Below are 20386 nucleotides of genomic sequence, written 5' to 3' on the forward strand. Positions count from 1 at the left end.
TCAGGCCAGTAGCTGGAAGCTGACCGCGATGAGGAAGAGGACGCCCGCGACCGTCGCAGACTCGGCGACCGCCAGCGAGCGGGGGTGCCCACGGCGCGTCGCCGAGAGGTACACGCCGAACAGCAGGTATCCACAGAGGCCCGCACCCCCGACGATAGCGACCGCCAGCCCCGCTATCGACTGGACCTCGACGGGGCCGGAAATAGAGGCGACGACACCGACGAGAAGGCCGACGACCAGCACCGCGAACGCGCCTACCCAGGCCATCGGCTGGTCGGCATACGTCTCGAAGCGGTCTTCGCGCTCGCCCGCTGTGGACCGGGCGCTCGTCGACGCTCCCGGACTGTACTGGTACCAGCCACGCCCGCGAACGATCCATGCGACCACCGCCACCACGAACGCGCCCATTAGTCCCATGCTAGCGAGGTACGTGGTTGACATGTGATAATATTACAATATGACACGTAATAATCGTTTGCGTTCGGCCGGGTAGAAATCGGCGTCTTTGCTATTGAATTGTTGAACCAGCGAGGCGTCTCTCACCGAAAGCCTATACGCATCTGAAAACGACTGCGACCTGTGCAATCCGCCCCGTTCGCCGTTGAACAGTCTTTAATCGGCGCTGCTCTGGCGCTTACGACCGTCATCTACGTTGGAAATCTCATCGCACTGGGCTACTGGGCCCGTGCAGAGGCCAGCGCACGTAACGGCTCAACTCTCTGGACGTTCCTGTTCCTGTATACGGGTTTTGGGCTGGTCTACTACGTTTGGGTCCGCTACGTCCGACACGACTGGGAGTCGCGCTCGGAGCCAGCCGACCGGCGCGAACGGATAGTTACTGCTTACTCGCTTGCTGTTCTCCTCGCATTCATCGTCGGGGCGTTCGTCACGCCGCCAGATCCGATGACGCAAACCCTGACTCTCCCGCCGCTGTTTGCAGTCTCGTTCGTCGTCTCGTATCTGTTTGTCACGCGAGGGTCAGTCGACGGTCGCGGCAGAACTACTGTCTGAGCTGTGGGAGCGTGCTGTCGTCTGTGAGTGTGGGTCAGCTAGCACCGCCAAGTACCGACAGGACAGAGTGACAGAAGAGAACTCTGATTCCTCGGGGCATTGATTTCCGGCGACCAGCTGTCGGCCGCGCCACATCTGAAGAATAAGATGTCAGCAGAGCCAAACGGCTCGAACATAGCGTCCTCCCCCTTCAGTCATCAGCTAATGCCGACCACTGACGGCTCGGACAAGGAGTCCTCGCCGGTTCAGTCGTCGGCATCCGTCCGCGCCCGGCGCTGAATCGCCCGCTCGACGAAGTCTTCGGGAAGTTCGTCGATTTCGCCGGCCTGGACTGCCCAGAGGTTGGCGTAGAGGCCGTCGGCGGCAAGCAGTTCATCATGGCTCCCCCGTTCGACGATGCGGCCGTCCTCAACGACGAGAATCGTGTCGGCGTCTTTCACCGTCGAGAGGCGGTGAGCGATGGCAAACGTGGTCCGGTCGGCGGTCAGGTCGTCGAGGGACCGCTGGATGAGCATCTCCGTCTCCGTGTCCACGTCGCTGGTCGCCTCGTCGAGAATGAGGATTTCGGGGTCTTTCAGCATCGCCCGGGCGATGGCGATGCGCTGGCGCTGGCCGCCCGAGAGCTTGACGCCGCGCTCGCCGACCATCGTGTCGTAGCCGTCGGGGAGATTGCGAACGAACTGGTCGGCCTCGGCGGCCTCCGCGGCAGCGACGATCTCCTCGTCGGTGGCGTCGAAGCTTCCGTAGGCGATGTTCTCGCGGACCGTGCCATAGAACAGGAACGTTTCTTGGCTGACGTAGCCGATGGCACGGCGGATGCTCTGTATCTGCACGTCTTGCACATTCTGCCCGTCGATGCGGACTGCGCCCTCGTCCACGTCGTACATCCGGAGCAGGAGCTTCAGAACGGTGGATTTCCCCGCGCCGGTCGGGCCGACGAGCGCGACCGTCTCACCGCCCTCGGCCTCGAAAGAGACGTCCGAGAGCACCGGGTCGTCGCTGTCGTAGCCGAAGGTCACGTCATCGTACTCTACCCGCCCGTCGGTCACGGCGAGTGGCGGCGCGTCTTCGGCCTCTTCGAGGCGGCCAGGCGTGTCCATCAGCCCGAACACGCGCTCGGCGGAGGCGTAGGCCCGCTGGTACATGTTGATAATCTGTCCGAACTGCGCCATCGGCCAGACGAACCGCTGGGTGTAAATGATGAACGCGACGAACTGCCCGCGGGAGAGCGGCGCCGTCAGCGGGCCGGGTGCCTGCCCGGTGACCATCAGCCCGCCGACGACGAACGTGACGACGAACCCGATGCCCGAGACCAGTCGGAGGCCGGGGAAGAAGGTGATGCGCGTCTCGATGGCGTCCCAGTTGGCGTCGAGGTAGTCCGCCGAGGAGTCCTCGACGCGGTCGGCCTCGTAGGGTTCGGTGTTGGCGGTCTTGATTATCTGGATGCCGCTGAGGTTGTTTTCCAGTCTGGAATTGAGCTTTCCGACCGTCGACCGCACCTCGGCGTATTTGGGCTGGATAGTCTCGATGAACCGCTTGGTGAACACCGCGATAAGCGGCACCGGGAGCAACGCGACCAGCGCCAGCTGCCAGTTCATATAGAACAGGTACGTGGCGATGCCGACGACCATGATTATCATCCGCGAGGCGGAGTTGAGCCCGTCGTTGAGGAACTTCTCCAGCCGGTTCACGTCGTTTGACAACACCGACATCATCTCGCCGGTCTGCTTGTCGGCGAAGAAGTCCATGTTCAGCCGCTGCATCGTCTCGTAGGTGTCGGTGCGGACGGCGTGTTGGACGTGCTGGGCGAACTTGTTCCAGCCCCAGTTCCGACTCCAGTGGAAGACGGCCCCGAGGCCAAAGGAGGCGGCGATGATGCCGGCCGTGAGCCACAACTGCGGCCCCTGGCCGCTGGGAATCCAGGCGTCGGGAACCAGGAAGAGCCCGTACTCGGTCTCTTGGAGGAAGATGGCGTCGATAGCCAGCGCGAGGAGGATGGGCGGCAGCAGGTCCAGCATCCGGGCCACGATAGAACTGCAGAGGCCGACAACGAACGCCCCCAACTGCCCCCGGCCGTAGCCGGTGAACAGTCTGAGCATCGGCCGGTCGACGCGTTCCCTGGCGTCCTCGAACACGTCGTCGTCCGAACCCGCGTCGAAATCCATTATCGAATTCAGGGGCCGAACCCGCAAAAGGTCGTCGGGCTACGTGGCTTCGGGCGGCAGGTCGACCCGGTCGCCGACCTCGACGCCGGTTCGGTTTGTCCACCCGCGGTTCACTTCGAGGACGTACTTCCCATAGCCCGGATACTCCGCGCTGTACTGTTCGCCCTCCGGCGGGAGCGGCGCGTGGTGGATCGTTGTGATAGTGCCGTTAGCGTCGATGAAGATGATATCGAGCGGGAACGACATGTTCCGCATGACGTAGGTGTGTGTCCCCTCGGACTCGTGGACGAACAGCATTCCCTCGTCCGGTCCGAGTGACTCGGTCTCGCTCAGTCCGACATAGCGCTGATTGAACGTCTGTGCGATGCGAACCTCGACCGTGCCCAGTGGTTCCCCAGCGTTGTCTTCACGTACCGCGACGGTCGTCTCCGGCGTCGAAGCGTCCGTCCCGGTCGGTGTCGTCGCCGTCGTCGCTCCCTCTCGAACCGTCACTGTCCCCTCCTCGTACTCGCCAGTTCCCAGCACCTCGACCCAGAGCCCGGTCTGGAGGACCACGGCGGCGGCGACGAGAAGCCCGACGGCTCCCAGGACAACCACGGCAGGGCGCTGCATACTCCGTGTGAGGGACAGGCCGTGGGTAATACTGTCGGTGCCCACTGTCGACTGAGAGAGAAAGCGTTATTCCTGCCGATGGAAAACGGTGGAGTACGGGTCCGTGGTCTAGTTGGTTATGACGTGGCCTTTACAAGGCCGAGGCCGGTGGTTCGAATCCGCCCGGACCCATCCTGCGACGAACGGACGTGAGGAGCGGACGGTCTCAGTGGATTCGATTCCTGCCAGTCGCGCGCAACGCAGTGAGTCTTCCGTCGGTTCGACTCCACCGAGAGGGCACTACTCTCCCGAGCCCTCGTTCGCTTCGCTCACGAGGACGCCCCGGAACAACTGGGTTCCTTGGGGCATTCAATTCCAAGCTCAGTTGTGGTAGAGCCAGCTACGCCTCGCCGCTTTCGGCCTCAGTTTGAACTCCAGCGGGGCAAGCGCCCACGCGCAGCCGCCAACTCCCAATATCAGGCCCTCTATCTCGATTGATAGTCGCCCGTAACCCATATATCCGGAGTAGTGGTAGTGCGTGGCATGATAGACGGCTCGACGTGTCCGGCCTGTAGCGGGCACGTCTCAACGACCAATGGTACTGAGTACGAATGTGACGACTGTGGCGAGACGTTCGACAGCGCGGACCTGTTTCTCCCGTAATCGGCGGCCGAACCACTCGTCGATACCACATAATCTGCGCCCGCTTTCGAAATGCTTTTTTCTACCCTCGTCATCGCTTGGAGTGCACGCCGCCTTAGCTCAGACTGGGAGAGCACTCGACTGAAGATCGAGCTGTCCCCGGTTCAAATCCGGGAGGCGGCATTTCTCGACGGACAAAGCGAGCAGCGAAGACGCTTACAAGCGGATTTGAATGCAGTGACAAAGTAGCGACCACCGCGTTACCCTGTTGACTCGACACAGCCGCCGGAACAGGTACGTTCGTGGCGACGAGTAGCATGGGTATGACAGAAAAGTCAGCACATGAGCAGATGGAGCGCCACGCGACCCTGACCGACGAACTCACCGCCCTCAGTGCGGAGCGGGGCGCCGTCGCGGCGGGAGTACAGGAGCGGCTTGCTGACGCGGTTTCGGAGGCGATAGCAAAAGCGGGTACGAATGTCGGGAGCCTTGGGCAGTCCAGAGACGGCAGGCGCTTCCGGTTCGAGGCGCGCCTCGACCGGGCGGCGCTGGTGGCGGCGGTGACGGAAGCGCTGCCGGACGGGTTCGTCGTCTCCCACGTCAACGAAGATGGGACACTGAGTGTGGACTGGACCGGTGACAGCATCACACCGTCGAAGCGGGAACACGGGGCCATCCTGAAGGCGATCATCGCAGAGGAGACAGAGACAGACAGTGACGGCTTCATCGAGTCCGTGCCCACCCGTGACCGGGTGCTGGCACGGGCGGTGGAACTGGGCGTCGACGAAGGGGACGCGGCAGACCGCCTCAGTCGGCTGGCGACGCTGGACGTGGTCGATATCACCGACGAAGGGGTCTACCCCGACGAGAACTTCTCGCGGTATTAGCGGCAGGGGCGGATGTCGGCTGACAGCAGGCTCAAAAGGAGACGGAGACTGTGCCGCCGTGACCGACGTTTATTACTTGGTCCGGCCAGTGGTGTCAGACGAAATGGCAGTACTATCGACAGAAGACGAAGGGAAGTTTCTCATGGACGCACAGGGAGAACAGATCGGCATCGTAACCGAGGTTGACCCGAAGGAGCAGGTCGCGTATGTCGAACCGGACCCGGACCTCACCGAGGCTTGGGTGCAGGGACTCGGGTTCGGTGACGCCGACGAGGACGACATCGAGATCGCTGCTGACGCCATCGGAACGGTAACTGACAGCGAACTTCGTGTGACGGTCGATCTGTAGTCACGCGACGGATCCGGGGCGCTCGCCCACCACATGACAAATTGACAATCGCTGGCTCAGGATAACAGGTTACTAAAGATGATATCACTGCCCGTTCAGTTACTATCGACAGAGAGTTGTTGAAAAAGGCCTATTCGATTTCGATTCGGTTCGAATCGTCGGCGTCAGCCGCGCGTGGCAGCGTTATTTCGAGAACGCCGTTGTGGTAGGTGGCGGTGATCGCATCGTCTGAGACCGGCTGTGGAACGGCGACTCGCTCGGCGACTCGTCGGCTGTGTCGGCGAGCGCCGGCGCTGGTCTCTTCAGCAACCGTGCTCTCACCCTGGATTGTGAGGACGCCGTCGTCGAAACGAACGGCGAGGTCGTCCCGCTCGAAGCCCGGGAGGTCGACCATCACGGCGTATCCGTCGTCGGTCTCGTCGACGTGGAGGTTCGTGTCGATGCCGTGTCGGCGGTGGTCGTCCGAGTGTGTGCTAACCGGTCGGTCAGTGCGGTACTCGGGACTGTTGTCCGTTCGGCGTCCCGAATCGGCCCCTGTCCACCGGCCGAAACTGTCGTCCATCATCTCCCGTTGTGTCTGTGCAAAGAGTCGGAGCATTGTCTCGAAGGGGTCGTCTTTGTGTGTCATAATTACATTATATACGCTCGTGGTTATATTAACAATTGCGTAGCACATGCTATCACGGAAATATAGAAGCGCCGTAACGGATCGACACTCGACCGGGTCGGGTGTGCGTGAGAGGGGGCCGTAGCGGAACTGTTTTGACAGGCGTACAGCTAGAACAGCCAGAGCAAACCGCCGAGTACCCGGTCCGTCGGTGGCCGGGCGGCTGGATACGAAACAAACCATGGCAACCGATTCCGGCACCCGGATGGACCCTTCGGCCGACGAGGTATCGAACTACGACTATCAGAACGACACCGTCGCCCGGTCCGGTCTCGTAGACGACCTGCAGACGCGTATCGACGGCGAGGTCCGGTTCGATGAGTACTCGCGGCAGTTGTACGCGACCGACGCCAGCCTCTACGAGGTACTGCCCATCGGCGTCGTCTACCCGCGCTCGACCGAGGACGTAGCCGCGGTCATGTCCTACTGTGCCCAGCGAGAGATTCCGGTTCTTCCCCGGGGCGGCGGGACGAGCCTCGCCGGCCAGACCGTCAACGAGGCCGTCGTGCTGGATTTCTCGCGGTACATGAACGAACTCGTCGAGACGCGGCCGGACGACCGGCGGGCGCGAGCGCAGCCGGGCATCAAGCTCGGCGATCTGAACGGGGAACTGGCCGACCACGGGCTGAAGTTCGCTCCAGACCCCGCATGGGGCGACAAGAGCGTGCTCGGGGGCGCTATCGGCAACAACTCCACCGGCGCGCACTCCCTGCAGTACGGCAAGACCGACGCCTACATCGAGGAGTGCGAGGTCGTCCTCGCGGACGGCACTGTCACGACTTTCGGCAAAATTAGCCGCGAAGAACTCCGCGACCGGGCGGACCCAGACGGCGACCTCGAAGCCCGGATTTACGCCGAAATAGAGCGGATACTCGCCGAGGAGGGCGAGGAAATCGAGAGCCACTACCCGGACCTGAAGCGCAACGTCTCGGGGTACAACCTCGACTGGGTCCTCGAAGACGCCGAGGACGGGACCGTCAACGTCGCCTCGCTGCTGGCCGGCAGCGAGGGCACGCTGGCCATCGTCACCGAGGCCGAGGTGTCCCTGGAGCCGATTCCCGAGACCAAGTCGATGGCCTTGCTCGCCTACGAGGGACTCATCGAGGCCATGGAAGACGTTTCGGACATCCTCGAACACGACCCGGCGGCCGTCGAGGTACTCGACGACGTGCTCATCGATCTGGCCCGCGACACCGCCGAGTTCGAGGACGTGGTCGGCATGTTGCCCGACGGGACCCGGGCGGTCCTCATCGTGGAGTTCTACGCCGACGACGAGGAGAGCGGCCGCCGGAAGGTCGCCGACCTGCTCGCGGACCGGACCGAGGGCGTCGCCCCCGACGCCGACCCGACGGCGGGCCGGACCGTCGTCGACGCGCCGGTGCGGGCCTTCGACGCCATGGAGGCCCACGAAGAGGCCAAACGCGAGAAATTCTGGAAGATGCGCAAGTCCGGCCTCCCCATCCTGCTCTCGCGGACGACCGACGAGAAACACGGCTCGTTCATCGAGGACACCGCCATCCCGCCCGAGAACCTCCCCGAGTACGTCGCCGACTTCCAGGAGATTCTGGAGGCCCACGACACCTTCGCCTCCTTCTACGCCCACGCCGGGCCCGGCGTGCTCCACATCCGCCCGCTCATCAACACCAAGACAGTCGAGGGCGTCGAGACGATGGAGTCCATCGCCGACGCGGTGACGGACCTCGTCGTGAAATACGGCGGGAGCGTCTCGGGCGAGCACGGCGACGGCCGCGCCCGCACGCAGTGGAACAAGAAGCTCTACGGCCCGGACCTCTGGGAGACGTTCCGGGAGGTCAAGTCCGCGTTCGACCCCGACTGGCTGCTCAACCCCGGCCAGGTCGTCGGCGTCGACGACGCCGCTGTCGAGTCCGGCGCAAAGCCCGAGCGGGCGCGCACGGTCGAGATGACCGAGCACCTCCGATTCGACCCGGCCTACGAGTTCGAGACCGGGTTCGACCCCGCGCTGGAGTGGGACAACGACAACGGGATGCAGGGGATGGTGGAGCTCTGTCACGGCTGTGGCGGCTGTCGCGGGCCACAGGAGACCACCGGGGGCGTGATGTGCCCGACCTACCGCGCCGCCGAGGAGGAGATTACCGCGACGCGGGGCCGGGCGAACATGCTCCGGCAGGCGATGAGCGGCGACCTCCCGGACGATCCCACCGACGAGGAATTCATGCACGAGGTGCTCGACCTCTGTATCGGCTGCAAGGGGTGTGCGAAGGACTGCCCGAGCGAGGTCGACATGGCGAAGCTCAAAGCCGAGGTGACCCACGCCCACCACCAGAAACACGGCTCCAGCCTGCGGGACAAGGTGTTCGCCAACATCGATGCGCTTGCCGGACTCGGAAGCACGTTCGCGCCGCTGTCGAACCTCGCGACGAAGGTGCCGGGCGCTCGCACTGTCCTCGAAAAGGCGGTCGGCATCGCCCCCGAGCGGACGCTTCCAAGCTTCCAGCGCAGGACGCTACAGGACTGGTTCGACGACCGCGGCCCGCAGGTCCCGGCCGGCGATGCCGAGCGGCAAGCCTTGCTGTTCCCCGACACGTACACGAACTACAGCCACCCCGAGGTCGGGAAAGCCGCCGTTCGCGTGCTCGAAGCCGCGGGCGTCCACGTCCAGTTGGCTGACCGAACCGACAGCGGCCGGCCGGCCCACTCGAAGGGGTTTCTGGACCAGTCCCGAGCCACTGCGCGGGACAACGTCGACGCGCTCGTTCCCGCAGTCGAGGAGGGTTGGGACGTGGTGCTGGTGGAACCGAGCGACGCCGTGATGTTCCAGTCGGACTATTTAGACCTGCTCTCGGGGGAGGACGTGGAGGTGCTCGCCGAAAACGCGTACGGCGTCTGTGAGTACCTCGACACCTTCCGGCTGGACGAGGGGGCCGACTGGGACGCTGGGCGCGAGACGCTGACCTACCACGGCCACTGCCACCAGAAGGCGACGAAGAAGGACCACCACGCCGTCGGCGTGCTCCGGCGGGCCGGCTACGACGTGGACCCGCTGGATTCTGGCTGTTGTGGCATGGCCGGCTCCTTCGGCTACGAGACCGAGCACTTCTCGATGAGCAAAGCTATCGGCTCGATACTGTTCGACCAGATAGGCGACAGCTGCGGTGACACCGTGGTCGCGCCCGGCGCGTCCTGTCGCACGCAACTGGACGACTGGGCAGAAAGTGACGGGGAGCCGCCGCATCCAGTCGAGAAGCTCGACGCAGCCCTAGCCTGACGATTCCTCGGGCTGGCGCACCGCCTGAACGATGCCGACCGTCTGGCCGACCAGCGCAAGTCCGATGCCGGCGAGCAACGCGGTTTCCGCCGGCGGGAACAGCGCGCCAGCGTACACTGCCGCACCGAGAACACTCAGCACTGCGCCGGCCGTGTACGCCCGCTGGCCTGCCGGAACGTGCTTCCCAGTGTAGTAGAGGCCGACGCCCGGAACAGCCATCCACCCCAGTAGTGTCGTCGTCAGGAACGGAACCCGGAGCGGAGAGTAGAGGAAACCGACGATGCCGCCGACGGTGAGCAGGAGTCCAACGAGCAGAATATCGCGCCAGATACGGAGGACGCCAGTTACCATCTCGTCCCACGAAAGAACGACGAACGCAGCGATGAGGACGGCGGCGACGACGTGAAACGCCAGCACTGTCCGCTCAGTGACCGCGTCGAGATGCGCAAGTCCTACGAGCAGCCACGCGAGCGGGATGAGTACGGTCGGACCCTGTGCGCGCAAGCGAGGGAACATACCCCCCACTGTGCCCCCCACAATCAAGAAACGTCGGTCGTGCGGTACTGTGTCACGCTCGCGGGAGTTCGACAACGAAGTGCGCGCCGTCGAGGTCGGTGTCGGCGAAGTCCGTGTCGAATTCGCTGGCGGAGTCGGCGAGGTAGATGTCGCCGCCGAAGCTGGTAACGAGCGTCTCGACGAGATGGAGCCCACCGCCGTGCGTGTCGCCCGCTCGCGGGTCGAAGATGTTGTCACGCCGGTCGTCGGGAATCCCCGGGCCGTCGTCGACCACGTGAATCTCGACGACATCGCCAGTTTCGCGGATCGCGACGAACACCGACGGGTGATCGCGCTCGTCTCCAGTCGACTGGCCGGCCTCCGCTCGCGGTGCCTCGCTCTGTAGCGCTGCCCCGTCCGTCGCGGTCCCCTCGGCGGAGAGTTCGGCCGCTGGCGTCCCGTGTTCGATAGCGTTCTCTATGAGATTCCGGAGAACCGGGCGGGCGGCCTCGTTTGTGCGTGCCATCGCGCTGCCCGATGCTTGAAACTCGATAGCGATGGGATGTGTTTGCTCGATTCGCTGTATCACCGCCTCGGCGATTCCGACAACGTCAGTCGGTTCGAAGGTCGGGTCGGGACCGAGGGTCTCGACGACAGCCCCGGCGTTGTCGACCAGGCTGTCGAGTTCGGTTACCTGTTCACGAATCGCGTCCGCTGCCGTTTGAATCGTCTCCGAGTCGGCGTTGCGCCGGATGATTGTCCCCCGGCCGTCAATAACGACCAGTCCGTTCGCGATATCGTGCCGGAGCAGGTCGTTGACGAACGACAGCGTGTTCGCGGTTCGGGTCGCACGGCTGGCATCCTGACGGGCCCGGACCGCGAGCGTGCCCGCGATGAGTCCCGTGACAGCGCCAGTCTCCATCGCCAACAGGGTGACGAACACCGGTTCGGCGATCGTTCGGCCCTCCATCATACGGATAAACACGCTCAAACCGATGACCGTCCCGACTGCGAGACTGCCAGCGACGCTCCAGACGAAAACGGTCCAGATCTGCTCACCCGGTGTCGACGACGAGACGAGGCGATAGCTGCCATACACCAGCACCAGCGGCAGTAGTCCGTCAAGGCCCAGTGCAAGCACGGGGCCACCGACCTGTCCGATGCGCTGTGTCTCGATACCGAGGTGCCAGACGACGGCCACACCTGTAAAAGCGAGACCGAAGCCAGCGAGCAGCCACGGCGCAAGGCGGGCCCGGACACCGCGGTACATAGTTACGACTTGTGCTCGAATGGCTAATTCCATTCGATTAGTGAAATGATAGGACCGAGCGCGACGCCGAAGCGTCGACAGCCAGCCGGGAGATCAGCCGACGCGTGTGGTGTGCCAGTATTACACACTCTCTAATCGCCAGACTGCGGGCGGTTTTCTCTGTTTCCTACCAGAGTATCGTACCGACACTGTTATCCGTGGTGCTGGCATCTCTATGGTTGCAATGGCGAAAGGAACGGTTGATTTCTTCAACGACACTGGCGGTTACGGTTTCATCGATACTGAGGACGCGGACGAGGACGTCTTCTTCCACATGGAAGACATCGGCGGCCCGGACCTCGAGGAAGGACAGGAGCTCGAATTCGACATCGAGCAGGCGGACAAGGGTCCGCGCGCCAACAACGTCACGAGGCTCTAACGATGGCGACAGGCACTGTCGACTTCTTCAACGACACTGGTGGCTACGGCTTCATCGAGACCGACGATGCGGACGAAGACGTCTTCTTCCACATGGAAGACGTCGGCGGCCCTGACCTCGAAGAGGGGCAGGAAGTCGAGTTCGACATCGAGCAGGCGGACAAGGGTCCGCGTGCGACCAACCTCACGCGACTGTAAGACCGGTTCTGTCTGCAGTCTAGCACTATAATCACTTGTCAGCGGTCGCGGTGTACGCACGCACGGCAGTGTCGCTGGCACGCACACAACTCACGGCGAGCAACGGCACTCGGCGAGACACGCCACTACGTGAGCAGTGGCGACGCCGCCCGATAGACGATCTCCATCGGCAGCCCCGCCGCGTCCCGCGGCGGTTCGGGCGGGAGCGTGTACAGTTCTCCGTCATCCGGGACAGCTGTGTACGCGAGGACGACAGCGTCCAGCACGTCGTCGATAGCCACTGCCGTGCCACCAGTCGCTTCGGCGGCCTTCTGGACCGTCGGGGCAGCGTCGCGGTCGTAATGGGCGAGAATCCGCATCCGCTCTGCGTATCCCCCGGCGGTGCGCTTCGAGTAACTGAGCGGCTCGCCGGCGAACGCCCGGAAACAGACCTCTGGGTGAGACTCTCGGATAGCGGCGGCGGCCTCGGGCAGTTCCTGCAGGAGTTCATCGACCCGGGCGAGGCTGTCGCTGCGTTCGAACGCCCGCTCGGAGAGGTCGTTCCCGGTCTTGCGCTTGTGGACGCGATTGGCCGTCGAGTAGCGCTGTTTTCGCGTCGCTTCCCGTACCGGCGGTGTGTGGATGGTCGAGCTGCGCGCACCGAGAACGGACCGAGCGAGTTCGTCACACCGGCGGTCCGGCTCGCCGGATTCGACAAGTCCGATTGGGACGCCGACCAGAATCCGGCGGGCGCGCTCGTCGTAGGCTGACCAGCACGCACCGATACTGTCGAACACCGACGCGTGGTCGAAGCCGTCGCCAGTGAACGCGACAGCAACCCAGGACTCGTCGCTCCGATCAACGCCGACGTACAGCGGTTCCGCCATTGTGGATACTCGTTCCGACGGGCGCAAAAGTGTATCCCGAGGTGTTTCTTGCCCAACCGGTCACGCACCTAAGCTATCGGTCGACGTGCTGACGGCCCCGAGAACGGGTCACGTCTGCCCGAATTTCGTGAGGTCTTTGAGTGGTACCAGGCGGTGTTCCAGCGCCGGTTTCGTGTAGCCAGCCGACTCCTCGGAGACGCCGCTTGTGAACACCAGCACCCTCTGCTGGAGGACATGCGGCACGCCGTCAGTGTCTCTGATGATGTCGACCGACCGCCACGCTTCGTCTTCCATGTGTCTGACTCACACGCCGCTGCCACGTGTCTCTTTCCCCGCTACGAGTCCGGCCCGACGAATATCGTCCGGAGCCGCGCACCGCAGTCCGGACAGTATGCCAGCGCTCGGTATCGAGGTCGCCGAACGTCTCCCGGCGAATCGCATCCCCGACGCTGACCGACCGGCCGCAAGTATCACACTTCTCCGCCATACGGATCGGTGGCGGGCCAGAATCAAAACCCGCTCGCCCACAGGCATTTAGCCGGCGCGGGCGTGGGGCCGGCCATGGACGGTGTCGTACTCGCCGCCGGCGAGGGAACGCGGATGCGACCGCTCACCGCCGACAAGCCGAAGGGACTGGTCGAGGTGGCCGGACAGCCGCTGCTGACCCACTGTTTCGAGACGCTGCTGTCGGTCGGCGTCAACCGCCTGGTCGTCGTCGTCGGCTACCGCGGCGACGACATCGTCGCCCGCTACGGCGACCAGTACCGGGACACGCCGATAGCGTACGTCCGACAGGAGGAACGGCTGGGGCTGGCCCACGCGCTCGAACAGGCCCGGACCGCCGTCGACGGGACCTTCGTCGTGTTGAACGGCGACAACGTCTGCCGGGCGAACGTCGGCGACGCGCTCGCCCGCCACCGCGAGAGCGACGCCAGCGCCACGCTACTGGTCGAGGACGTGTCCCGGGCCGAGGCTAGGTCGACCGGCGTCGTCACAACGGACGGGGAAGGACGGGTGACTGGCCTCGTCGAGAAGCCGGCGGACCCGCCGTCAACGCTAGTCGCGCGGGGCTTTTTCGTGTTCGAACCGGCTATCGGCCACGCCTGCGCGCTGATACGTCCCTCCGAGCGGGGTGAGTACGAACTCCCCGACGCAATCGACCTGTTGCTGAGTGCCGGCCACCGCGTCGAGGCGGTCGAACTGGAGGGGTGGTGTCACAACGTCAACGAACCAGCCGACGTGGACGCGGTTGAGGAACAGCTCGGCTGACGGCGTCGACCGTTGCCAAGCGAAGCAGCGCGCGGACGCGGCGACGGAACATCGAAGGAGCGTCACCCCAATACAGGGGTATGACAGCCGTTCGGTCGCTGGCGCTCGTCGCACTTGCCGCGGTCGTAGCACTGGCGGGCTGCGGTGCGTTTTTCGGTGGTGGCGACTCGACGGAGTCGAAAGCGACGATAACGCCCGCCAACGTGCCAACAGAGGACGCGAAAGCGGCAGAACCGGCGGCGGGCGGGCGGGAGTACTGGGGCAACGTCTCCGTCGACACCAACAGATCGGCCGTGACACAGCCGCGGGTCCTCGAACTGCGGCCGAACTGCGAGCGACCGCCTGGGCTGGTCGTCCACATCCAGGTCCTCGCGTTGCAGAACAACGACCCGGCGACGAACGAGGGTATCAACACGACCTGGCAGTTCGCCGCGCCATCGAACCGGGACCTGACGGGACCGTACTCGAACTTCGTCCGAACGATCCAGAGCGGGTTTGAGCCGCTCCTGAACGCGACGGGCGTGCGGTACGGGCCGCTCGACCGCGACGGCGACACCGCGTCACAGCCGGTAACGGTCGTGAATGCGAACGGAACGACGACGAGCTACCGCTGGACGGTCGAAAAGCAGACCGAAGCGCCCTACGAGGGCTGCTGGATGACGACTGGGGTGGCCGCTACCCCTCCATCCCGCTGAAGGAGAGGCCGCCCTCGATGTAACGCTGGGCGAACAGGTACGCGAGCATAATCGGCGAGGCGAAGGTGAGCGCGAACGCGGAGAAGCGCGCCCACGGGATGGAGTACTCGTCGACCATCGCGTACAGACCGACCGGCAGGGTGTAGTTCTCCGTCCCCAGTAGCGTCTGGGCGACGACGAACTCCGTCCAGCCGGTGAGGAAGACGAAGATGAACACCGTCGCCAGCCCGGCAGTCGACATCGGGATAATGACTTCCGTCACCACGCGCCACGGCGGCGCGCCGTCGACGACGGCGGCCTCCTCGTAGGAGACCGGGATGCCGTCCATGTAGGTCTTCAGCAGCCAGGTGTTGAACGGCACGGCGGTCGCCGCGTAGTACACCGCAAGCGCCAGTTTGCTGTCGTTGATGCCGAACTGAACGTACAGCGCATACATCCCGATGAGCAGGGCGACACCGAGACCGCCACCGACCTGTGTCATCAGGACATAGAGGAACAGAATCTTCCGTCGGAAGAGGAACTCACGGCGGGAGAGCGCATAGGCCGCTGGAATGATGAGCGACATCGCGATCAGCACGGTTGGAATCGCCACCATGAGGCTGTTCCAGAGGAAGTGCTTGAAATCCGACGGGCGATCGACGCCGTAGTCGGACGCGTCAAGCAGTTCGATCCCCGGCGTCTGGAACACGAAGGCGAGGTCGGTGAACGGAATGGCCGCTGAGATCGAGTACGACGGCACGATGAGGTCGCCGATAACCCAGATGAACGGTTTGACCGTAGGGTTAGACGGAACCAGCGAGAAGCTCTCAGACGTGTACAGCGAGCTTCCGGAGCCGGAGAGGGCCGCCATCAGAATCCAGTAGATCGGGAAGAGGAGCGCCAGCACGACCAGCGTCGCGCCGATGGTCGAGAGGATGACCTTCAGAACTGCCGAAGCGGGCAGTTCACCGCGACGGACGGCCTGCACGGTGTAGGACCACTTTCGAACTGTTCGGGCGGGCATCGTGGCGAGCGTCTTGACATCGTCGCTGAGCTTCCGGGCGATTGCACCGAGCAACATCAGTCGTTCACCCCGTCTGCGAGTTTGCCTTTCTTCACGTTGAGCCACATGAACGCGCCGATGAAGGCGAGCGCGATGATGCTGATTGCCGCGCCGCGGCCGTACTGCTGGAACGACAGCGCCTCGCGGTACCCGTAGACGACGATGAGTTCGTTCGCCCGTGCCGGGCCGCCCTGATTAAACACGAACGGGATGAGGAACTGCTGGAACGACGCCGCCGACGTGAGAATCGACGCGAACAGGACGGGCCGCTTAATCGACGGCAGGGTGATGTGGGCAAAGCGTGCGAGAAACCCCGCGCCGTCGACGACGGCCGCCTCGTGGAGTTCCTCGGGTACGTCCTGGAGCGCGCTGACGGTGATGATGACCATGAACGGGTACGCCAGCCACGCCTCCGTGACGTTGTACGCGACGAAGGCGGTCCAGCGGCCCGAGAGCCACGCGACCGAACTCGCCCCGAACGCGGTCAGTAGCTGATTCATCAGTCCGAACTCGGCGGAGCTGAAGATGCCGCGCCACACCGTGATGGTGAAAATCGGCGGCAGCCCCATCGGGAAGATGATAAGCGAGCGCAGGACGCGCTTGCCCCGGACGAGGTCGCTGGTGACGACGAGCGCGATAGCCAGGCTCGCCCCGATTTTGAGCGTGACGCTCGTGGCGACGAACAGCCAGGTGACGCCGAAGGAGTTCCAGAACTGCGGGTCGGTCAGCACGTCGGCGTAGTTCTCTAGCCCGACGAACAGCGCGTCGCCGAACGTGAGCACGGCGACGACGCCCTCGCCGGCGAACAGGTTGGCCGGCTCTGCGTTCGTAAAGGAGATCCCCAGCAGGTAGAGGACCGGGAACAGCATGAACGCCGAGAAGACAAACAGCCCCGGAAGTACTAGCAGTAACGACGCGTCGTCCCGCGTCAGAAACGGGACCGATTCGATCCGGTCCGCCGCTCGTGAAACGGTACTCATGGGCAGTTCTTACTCCCAGTTGCTGCGGATTTCCTCGGCGGCGGTCGTCAGCGCGTCCTCGGCGCTCGCGTCGCCGTTGAACGCTTCGATGAGGGCGTTCTCGAGCGGCGACCACACCTTGTTCATGCGCGGGTCGGTCGGCATCGGGACGCCCTGACTGACGGTCTGGGAGTACGTCTGGACGTGGTCAGGAAGATCGTCACTGCCGACGAGGCTGTCGAGCACCGGAATCGCGCCCTGTTCTTGAGCGAGGCGCGTGGCGTGGTCCTCGTTGGTAGCGAACCACTCGACGAAGTTCCGGGCGGCCGTGGCATCGGCTCCGCCCTCGCTCATTGCGTCCGCGAAGTACCACATCGAGATACCGGTGTACGGCGTCACCTCGCCGCCGTCGATCTCTGGGAACGTCGCCACTTCGTAGTTCACGTCGCTCTGGTTCAGCGTCGCCAGGTACCACGGCCCGTTGACTGCGAAGGCGGCGTTGCCCTCCGAGAACGTCGCGGCCTGCGGTTCGTAGTTCGGGTCGTCGGGCATGTACGGACGGAGGGTATCGAGAGCGAACTGAAGCCCCTCGATAGCTTCGTCGGCATCCAGCCCGAGCGCCGGGTCCTGCTCCGGGTCGAAGTAGTAGCCGCCGAAGGCCTGGATCCACCCGCTCGTGAAGTACGGGTCGAACGGCGCGGCGAGCCCGTACTGGCTGCTGCTCGGGTCGTGGTACTCCTCCATTGCCGCTACCATGTCGTCAATAGTTTCAGGTGGTTCAGCGACGATATCGGTGTTGTAGATGAGCGTCACCGTCTCCGCCGAGTGCGGGAGGCCGACGACGGCGTCGTCGAACTGGACGGCAGAGGCTGCGGCGTCGGTGAACTGGTCGAGACTCACGGAGAGTTCGTCGGACTGGTCGACGACGAACTCCCGCTGGTAGTAGTCGCCGACCCAGTCGTGTGCCCACTCGAATATCTCCGGCCCCTGTCCGGCCGGAATAGCGCTCGTGGTCTTCTTTTCCATGTTGGAGATATCCGACCCATCGACGCCGAACTCTGTCTCGCTCGCGAACGTCTGCATCGCGTCCTTGCGTGCAGGAATCTCCGAGTCCTGAAGCTGGTACCACGCCGTCGCGGTCCCGCCGGACTGCTGACTCCCATCGCTTGCCCCGTCGTCCGAGCCGCCGGAAGCCGTTTCGCCGTCCGAGCCGCCACTGCCCTGCTCTTGCACACTACAGCCAGCAAGGGCTGTAGCCGCCCCGACACCGCCGATCCGTTTGAGCACCGTCCGTCGTTCCATTGTCATGGATAGATATGGGATGAAATAGTCCTTCATAACTTAAATCATTCGGAAATAGAAGGAGACAATGATGACAGATTCAGAGAGACAGCACAGATGTACCTCGCTGTGTGTCGGTTTCAGTAAGTCCGCTTCTCAGAAGTAGTGAAGTGATATTTTTTCTAAAATTGGACCAGAAGCGTAACACTCACAGTACCGACCCCGTACCGTAGGCGTATGCACCATCCAGGCCCGCCGCGGTTCGCCACCGTCGGCGAATCTGTCGAACTGGCCCCGCGCCGGCCCGACCCCGGCATGGCCGCCGAGTGGCGGTTACTCGAGCGGCCAGCGGCGAGTACGGCGACGCTTGACGGCGGCCCAGTCTGTCACCTCGAGCCGGATACCTCAGGTGTCTATCGAGCCGAGGTAACCACCACAGATAGTACACATGAGCAAATCATCCGAGCGTTCCCGGCCGTCACCGAGACCATCCGGTTCAGCGTCACCGAAGACGACTTCGACGGCGAGGACATCGCCGTCGCCGACCGCGCCGTCGTCATCGGGAAGTTCAACGACTTCACGATGGGGACACACTGGGCCGAGCGGGACGGTGACGAGTGGGTCCTCGAGGCGGACCTGCCGCCCGGGACCCACCACGCCATTTTCAGTTTCGACGGGTCCTTCGAGTCGACCGCGACCGACGAGGTCACCGTCGAAGGCCCCGGTCGACCCCGGATCGAGCTCACCAGTGCGACAGAAGACGGGTCCCTCGTTGTCTCGGCGGATACTCACGCGGCCCCGTCAGGGAGCGAGCCCGCGGTAGAGTTTTACCTCGACGGCCGAGACGCGCTGGAAGAGTCGGCTGTGAGCATCCACGGCGACGAACTCCGGGTGCCACGGGACGCACTACCCGAAACGGCCCGCGTTCACGCGGTTGCCGTCGCCGAGCGCCACAGCGTCGCTGATACGCTGGTCGTGGAACACGGCAGGGAAAACGAGAGCGCGGACACAGGCGCGACGGTGTCCGTCTCGCGGCCGGCAGACCCGCCGGCCTGGGCCGGCGATGCCACCATCTACGAGATATTCGTCCGGTCGTTCGCCGGCGAAACCGTCGACACGACCTTCGAGGCCATCGAGCGGCGGGTCCCCTATATCGAGTCACTTGGCGTCGACGTGGTCTGGCTCACCCCCGTTCAGGCCAGTCCGACTCGACACGGCTACCACATTACGGACTTCTTCGATACTGCGACAGACCTGGGAACGCGCGAGGAGTTCGAGTCGCTGGTCGACCGGCTCCACGACGCGGGAATCCGGGTCGTCTTCGATTTAGTCATCAACCACACCTCGCGGGACCATCCGGCCTTCCAGCTCCACCGGACTGGCGTCCCCGAGTACGCCGACTACTACGAGCGCGTCCCGGCCGAGCGCGACGTCTCGGATGTCGACTGGGCGGGCGAGGACGCGCCGGGCTACTACTTCAACTGGACGCGGATTCCGAACCTCAACTACGACTCGCTCGACGTCCGGCGCTGGATGCTCGACGTGGTAGACGAATGGCGCGACGTGGTCGACGGCTTTCGCTGTGACGTTGCCTGGGGCGTGCCACACGGGTTCTGGAAGGAGGTCCGCGAGCGGGTGAAAGCCGACGACCCCGAGTTCCTGCTGCTCGACGAGACAGTCCCGCGAGACGCCGCCTTCGCCGAGAACGAGTTCGACGTGCATTACGACACGGACCTGTTCGACACGCTGCGCGATATCGGGACCGGCGAGGAGCCGGCGTCGGCGCTGTTCGAAGCGCTTGACGCGACGGCCGAGCACGGCTACCCCGACCGCGCCGGCCACATGCGCTACGTCGACAACCACGACGAAGACCGCTATATCGACGAGTGCGGGGCCGCACCGCTTCGGGCGGCCGTCGGGGCCACGTTCACGCTCCCAGGAACGCCGATGATATACGCCGGGCAGGAGCGCGGCGTCGAACAACAGCGCGGGACGATGCGGTGGCACGACGGCGACAGCGCGCTGACCGACTTCCACCGGCGACTGGTCGCGCTGCGAGCGGACCACGCCGCACTCCGCGCGCCCGGGGTGCATCCGGTTCCCCACACGGTTGAAACAGGCGCTTCGGACGGAGTCGTCGCGTACGAGCGCACCGACGGTGATGAGACGCTGGTGATCGTTCTGCACTTCGGCGACGGCACGGCGAGCGTCTCACTTGATAGCGCAGTCGGGGACACTGACCTCCTCAGCGGCACGCCGGTCGGTAGCGACGGGACGATTGCGGTCGGAGATGTCGTCGTGGTACCGGCGACGAGAGAGCGCTGACAGCGCTCGG

General features: G+C 64.1%; 20 protein-coding genes and 2 tRNA genes. 11 read left to right on the forward strand and 11 right to left on the reverse strand.

Annotated features, from left to right (window positions below; translation table 11 throughout):
• Positions 1-441, reverse strand: a complete 441-nt coding sequence (locus tag DVK01_RS04565; protein ID WP_121535606.1) for a hypothetical protein — start codon at positions 439-441, stop codon at positions 1-3.
• A gap of 138 nt (positions 442-579) precedes the next feature.
• Here DVK01_RS04565 and DVK01_RS04570 point away from each other — a divergent pair, with 138 nt between their 5' ends.
• Positions 580-1011, forward strand: a complete 432-nt coding sequence (locus DVK01_RS04570) for a hypothetical protein (RefSeq protein WP_198560190.1) — start codon at positions 580-582, stop codon at positions 1009-1011.
• Positions 1012-1256: 245 nt separating this feature from the next.
• Here DVK01_RS04570 and DVK01_RS04575 read toward each other — a convergent pair whose 3' ends face one another.
• Entirely contained in the window at positions 1257-3176 is a 1920-nt protein-coding gene (locus DVK01_RS04575; protein ID WP_121511765.1) for an ABC transporter ATP-binding protein, read from the reverse strand.
• A gap of 39 nt (positions 3177-3215) precedes the next feature.
• Positions 3216-3788, reverse strand: coding sequence for a DUF192 domain-containing protein (locus DVK01_RS04580; protein WP_101351108.1), 573 nt, complete (start codon positions 3786-3788; stop codon positions 3216-3218).
• 97 nt (positions 3789-3885) lie between these two features.
• Between DVK01_RS04580 and DVK01_RS04585 the strand changes: the two genes are divergently transcribed.
• The 4 genes from DVK01_RS04585 (at position 3886) to DVK01_RS04600 (ending at position 5645) form a co-directional block, all read left to right on the forward strand.
• Positions 3886-3959, forward strand: a tRNA-Val gene (locus DVK01_RS04585).
• A 559-nt stretch (positions 3960-4518) separates the two neighbouring features.
• Positions 4519-4592: transfer RNA gene (locus tag DVK01_RS04590), tRNA-Phe, on the forward strand.
• A 134-nt stretch (positions 4593-4726) separates the two neighbouring features.
• A complete protein-coding gene (locus DVK01_RS04595; RefSeq protein ID WP_121535609.1) occupies positions 4727-5296 on the forward strand; it encodes a hypothetical protein in 570 nt (189 codons plus the stop codon).
• A gap of 103 nt (positions 5297-5399) precedes the next feature.
• Entirely contained in the window at positions 5400-5645 is a 246-nt protein-coding gene (locus tag DVK01_RS04600; protein ID WP_121511778.1) for a hypothetical protein, read from the forward strand.
• Between the two features lie 130 nt (positions 5646-5775).
• Here the strand turns inward: DVK01_RS04600 and DVK01_RS04605 are convergent, their stop codons facing one another.
• The gene (locus DVK01_RS04605; protein WP_101351111.1) at positions 5776-6273 is read right to left on the reverse strand and encodes an Hsp20/alpha crystallin family protein; all 498 of its coding nucleotides are present in this window, start codon (positions 6271-6273) and stop codon (positions 5776-5778) included.
• Positions 6274-6493: 220 nt separating this feature from the next.
• Between DVK01_RS04605 and DVK01_RS04610 the strand changes: the two genes are divergently transcribed.
• On the forward strand, positions 6494-9559 hold the full coding sequence (locus tag DVK01_RS04610) for an FAD-binding and (Fe-S)-binding domain-containing protein (protein WP_121535612.1): 3066 nt from the start codon (positions 6494-6496) through the stop codon (positions 9557-9559).
• Here DVK01_RS04610 and DVK01_RS04615 read toward each other — a convergent pair.
• Together DVK01_RS04615 and DVK01_RS04620 are read right to left on the reverse strand one after the other, a co-directional pair.
• The gene (locus tag DVK01_RS04615) at positions 9551-10075 is read right to left on the reverse strand and encodes a hypothetical protein (protein WP_121535615.1); all 525 of its coding nucleotides are present in this window, start codon (positions 10073-10075) and stop codon (positions 9551-9553) included. The genes DVK01_RS04610 and DVK01_RS04615 overlap by 9 nt on opposite strands.
• Positions 10076-10127: 52 nt before the next feature.
• Positions 10128-11324, reverse strand: coding sequence for an ATP-binding protein (locus tag DVK01_RS04620; RefSeq protein ID WP_230458903.1), 1197 nt, complete (start codon positions 11322-11324; stop codon positions 10128-10130).
• A 223-nt stretch (positions 11325-11547) separates the two neighbouring features.
• Here DVK01_RS04620 and DVK01_RS04625 point away from each other — a divergent pair, with 223 nt between their 5' ends.
• Both DVK01_RS04625 and DVK01_RS04630 read left to right on the forward strand, forming a co-directional pair.
• A complete protein-coding gene (locus DVK01_RS04625; protein ID WP_004515390.1) occupies positions 11548-11742 on the forward strand; it encodes a cold-shock protein in 195 nt (64 codons plus the stop codon).
• A 2-nt stretch (positions 11743-11744) separates the two neighbouring features.
• Entirely contained in the window at positions 11745-11939 is a 195-nt protein-coding gene (locus tag DVK01_RS04630; RefSeq protein WP_053967073.1) for a cold-shock protein, read from the forward strand.
• A 125-nt stretch (positions 11940-12064) separates the two neighbouring features.
• Here the strand turns inward: DVK01_RS04630 and DVK01_RS04635 are convergent, their stop codons facing one another.
• Both DVK01_RS04635 and DVK01_RS04640 read right to left on the reverse strand, forming a co-directional pair.
• On the reverse strand, positions 12065-12805 hold the full coding sequence (locus DVK01_RS04635; protein WP_121535618.1) for a DUF429 domain-containing protein: 741 nt from the start codon (positions 12803-12805) through the stop codon (positions 12065-12067).
• 108 nt (positions 12806-12913) lie between these two features.
• Positions 12914-13099, reverse strand: a complete 186-nt coding sequence (locus DVK01_RS04640; RefSeq protein ID WP_121535621.1) for a hypothetical protein — start codon at positions 13097-13099, stop codon at positions 12914-12916.
• Between the two features lie 267 nt (positions 13100-13366).
• Between DVK01_RS04640 and DVK01_RS04645 the strand changes: the two genes are divergently transcribed.
• On the forward strand, positions 13367-14074 hold the full coding sequence (locus DVK01_RS04645; RefSeq protein ID WP_121535624.1) for a sugar phosphate nucleotidyltransferase: 708 nt from the start codon (positions 13367-13369) through the stop codon (positions 14072-14074).
• Between the two features lie 80 nt (positions 14075-14154).
• The gene (locus DVK01_RS04650) at positions 14155-14769 is read left to right on the forward strand and encodes a DUF4864 domain-containing protein (RefSeq protein ID WP_121535627.1); all 615 of its coding nucleotides are present in this window, start codon (positions 14155-14157) and stop codon (positions 14767-14769) included.
• On the opposite strand, the gene DVK01_RS04655 is transcribed toward DVK01_RS04650, so the two are convergent.
• The 3 genes from DVK01_RS04655 to DVK01_RS04665 are packed head-to-tail and all read right to left on the reverse strand — an operon-like array spanning position 14750 to position 18078.
• Positions 14750-15829: a sugar ABC transporter permease gene (locus DVK01_RS04655; RefSeq protein WP_101351118.1), complete on the reverse strand. Its 1080-nt coding sequence runs from the start codon at positions 15827-15829 to the stop codon at positions 14750-14752. The two genes, DVK01_RS04650 and DVK01_RS04655, sit on opposite strands and share 20 nt — an antisense overlap.
• On the reverse strand, positions 15829-16791 hold the full coding sequence (locus DVK01_RS04660) for a carbohydrate ABC transporter permease (RefSeq protein ID WP_121535630.1): 963 nt from the start codon (positions 16789-16791) through the stop codon (positions 15829-15831). Before DVK01_RS04660 ends, DVK01_RS04655 begins: the two co-directional genes overlap by 1 nt.
• A 9-nt stretch (positions 16792-16800) precedes the next feature.
• Positions 16801-18078, reverse strand: a complete 1278-nt coding sequence (locus DVK01_RS04665; protein WP_198560191.1) for an extracellular solute-binding protein — start codon at positions 18076-18078, stop codon at positions 16801-16803.
• A 210-nt stretch (positions 18079-18288) separates the two neighbouring features.
• Between DVK01_RS04665 and DVK01_RS04670 the strand changes: the two genes are divergently transcribed.
• Positions 18289-20376: an alpha-amylase family glycosyl hydrolase gene (locus tag DVK01_RS04670; RefSeq protein WP_121535633.1), complete on the forward strand. Its 2088-nt coding sequence runs from the start codon at positions 18289-18291 to the stop codon at positions 20374-20376.
• Positions 20377-20386: the final 10 nt, after the last annotated feature.

The organism is Haloarcula sp. Atlit-120R (assembly GCF_003665885.1).
Taxonomy (GTDB): Archaea; Halobacteriota; Halobacteria; order Halobacteriales; family Haloarculaceae; genus Haloarcula; species Haloarcula taiwanensis.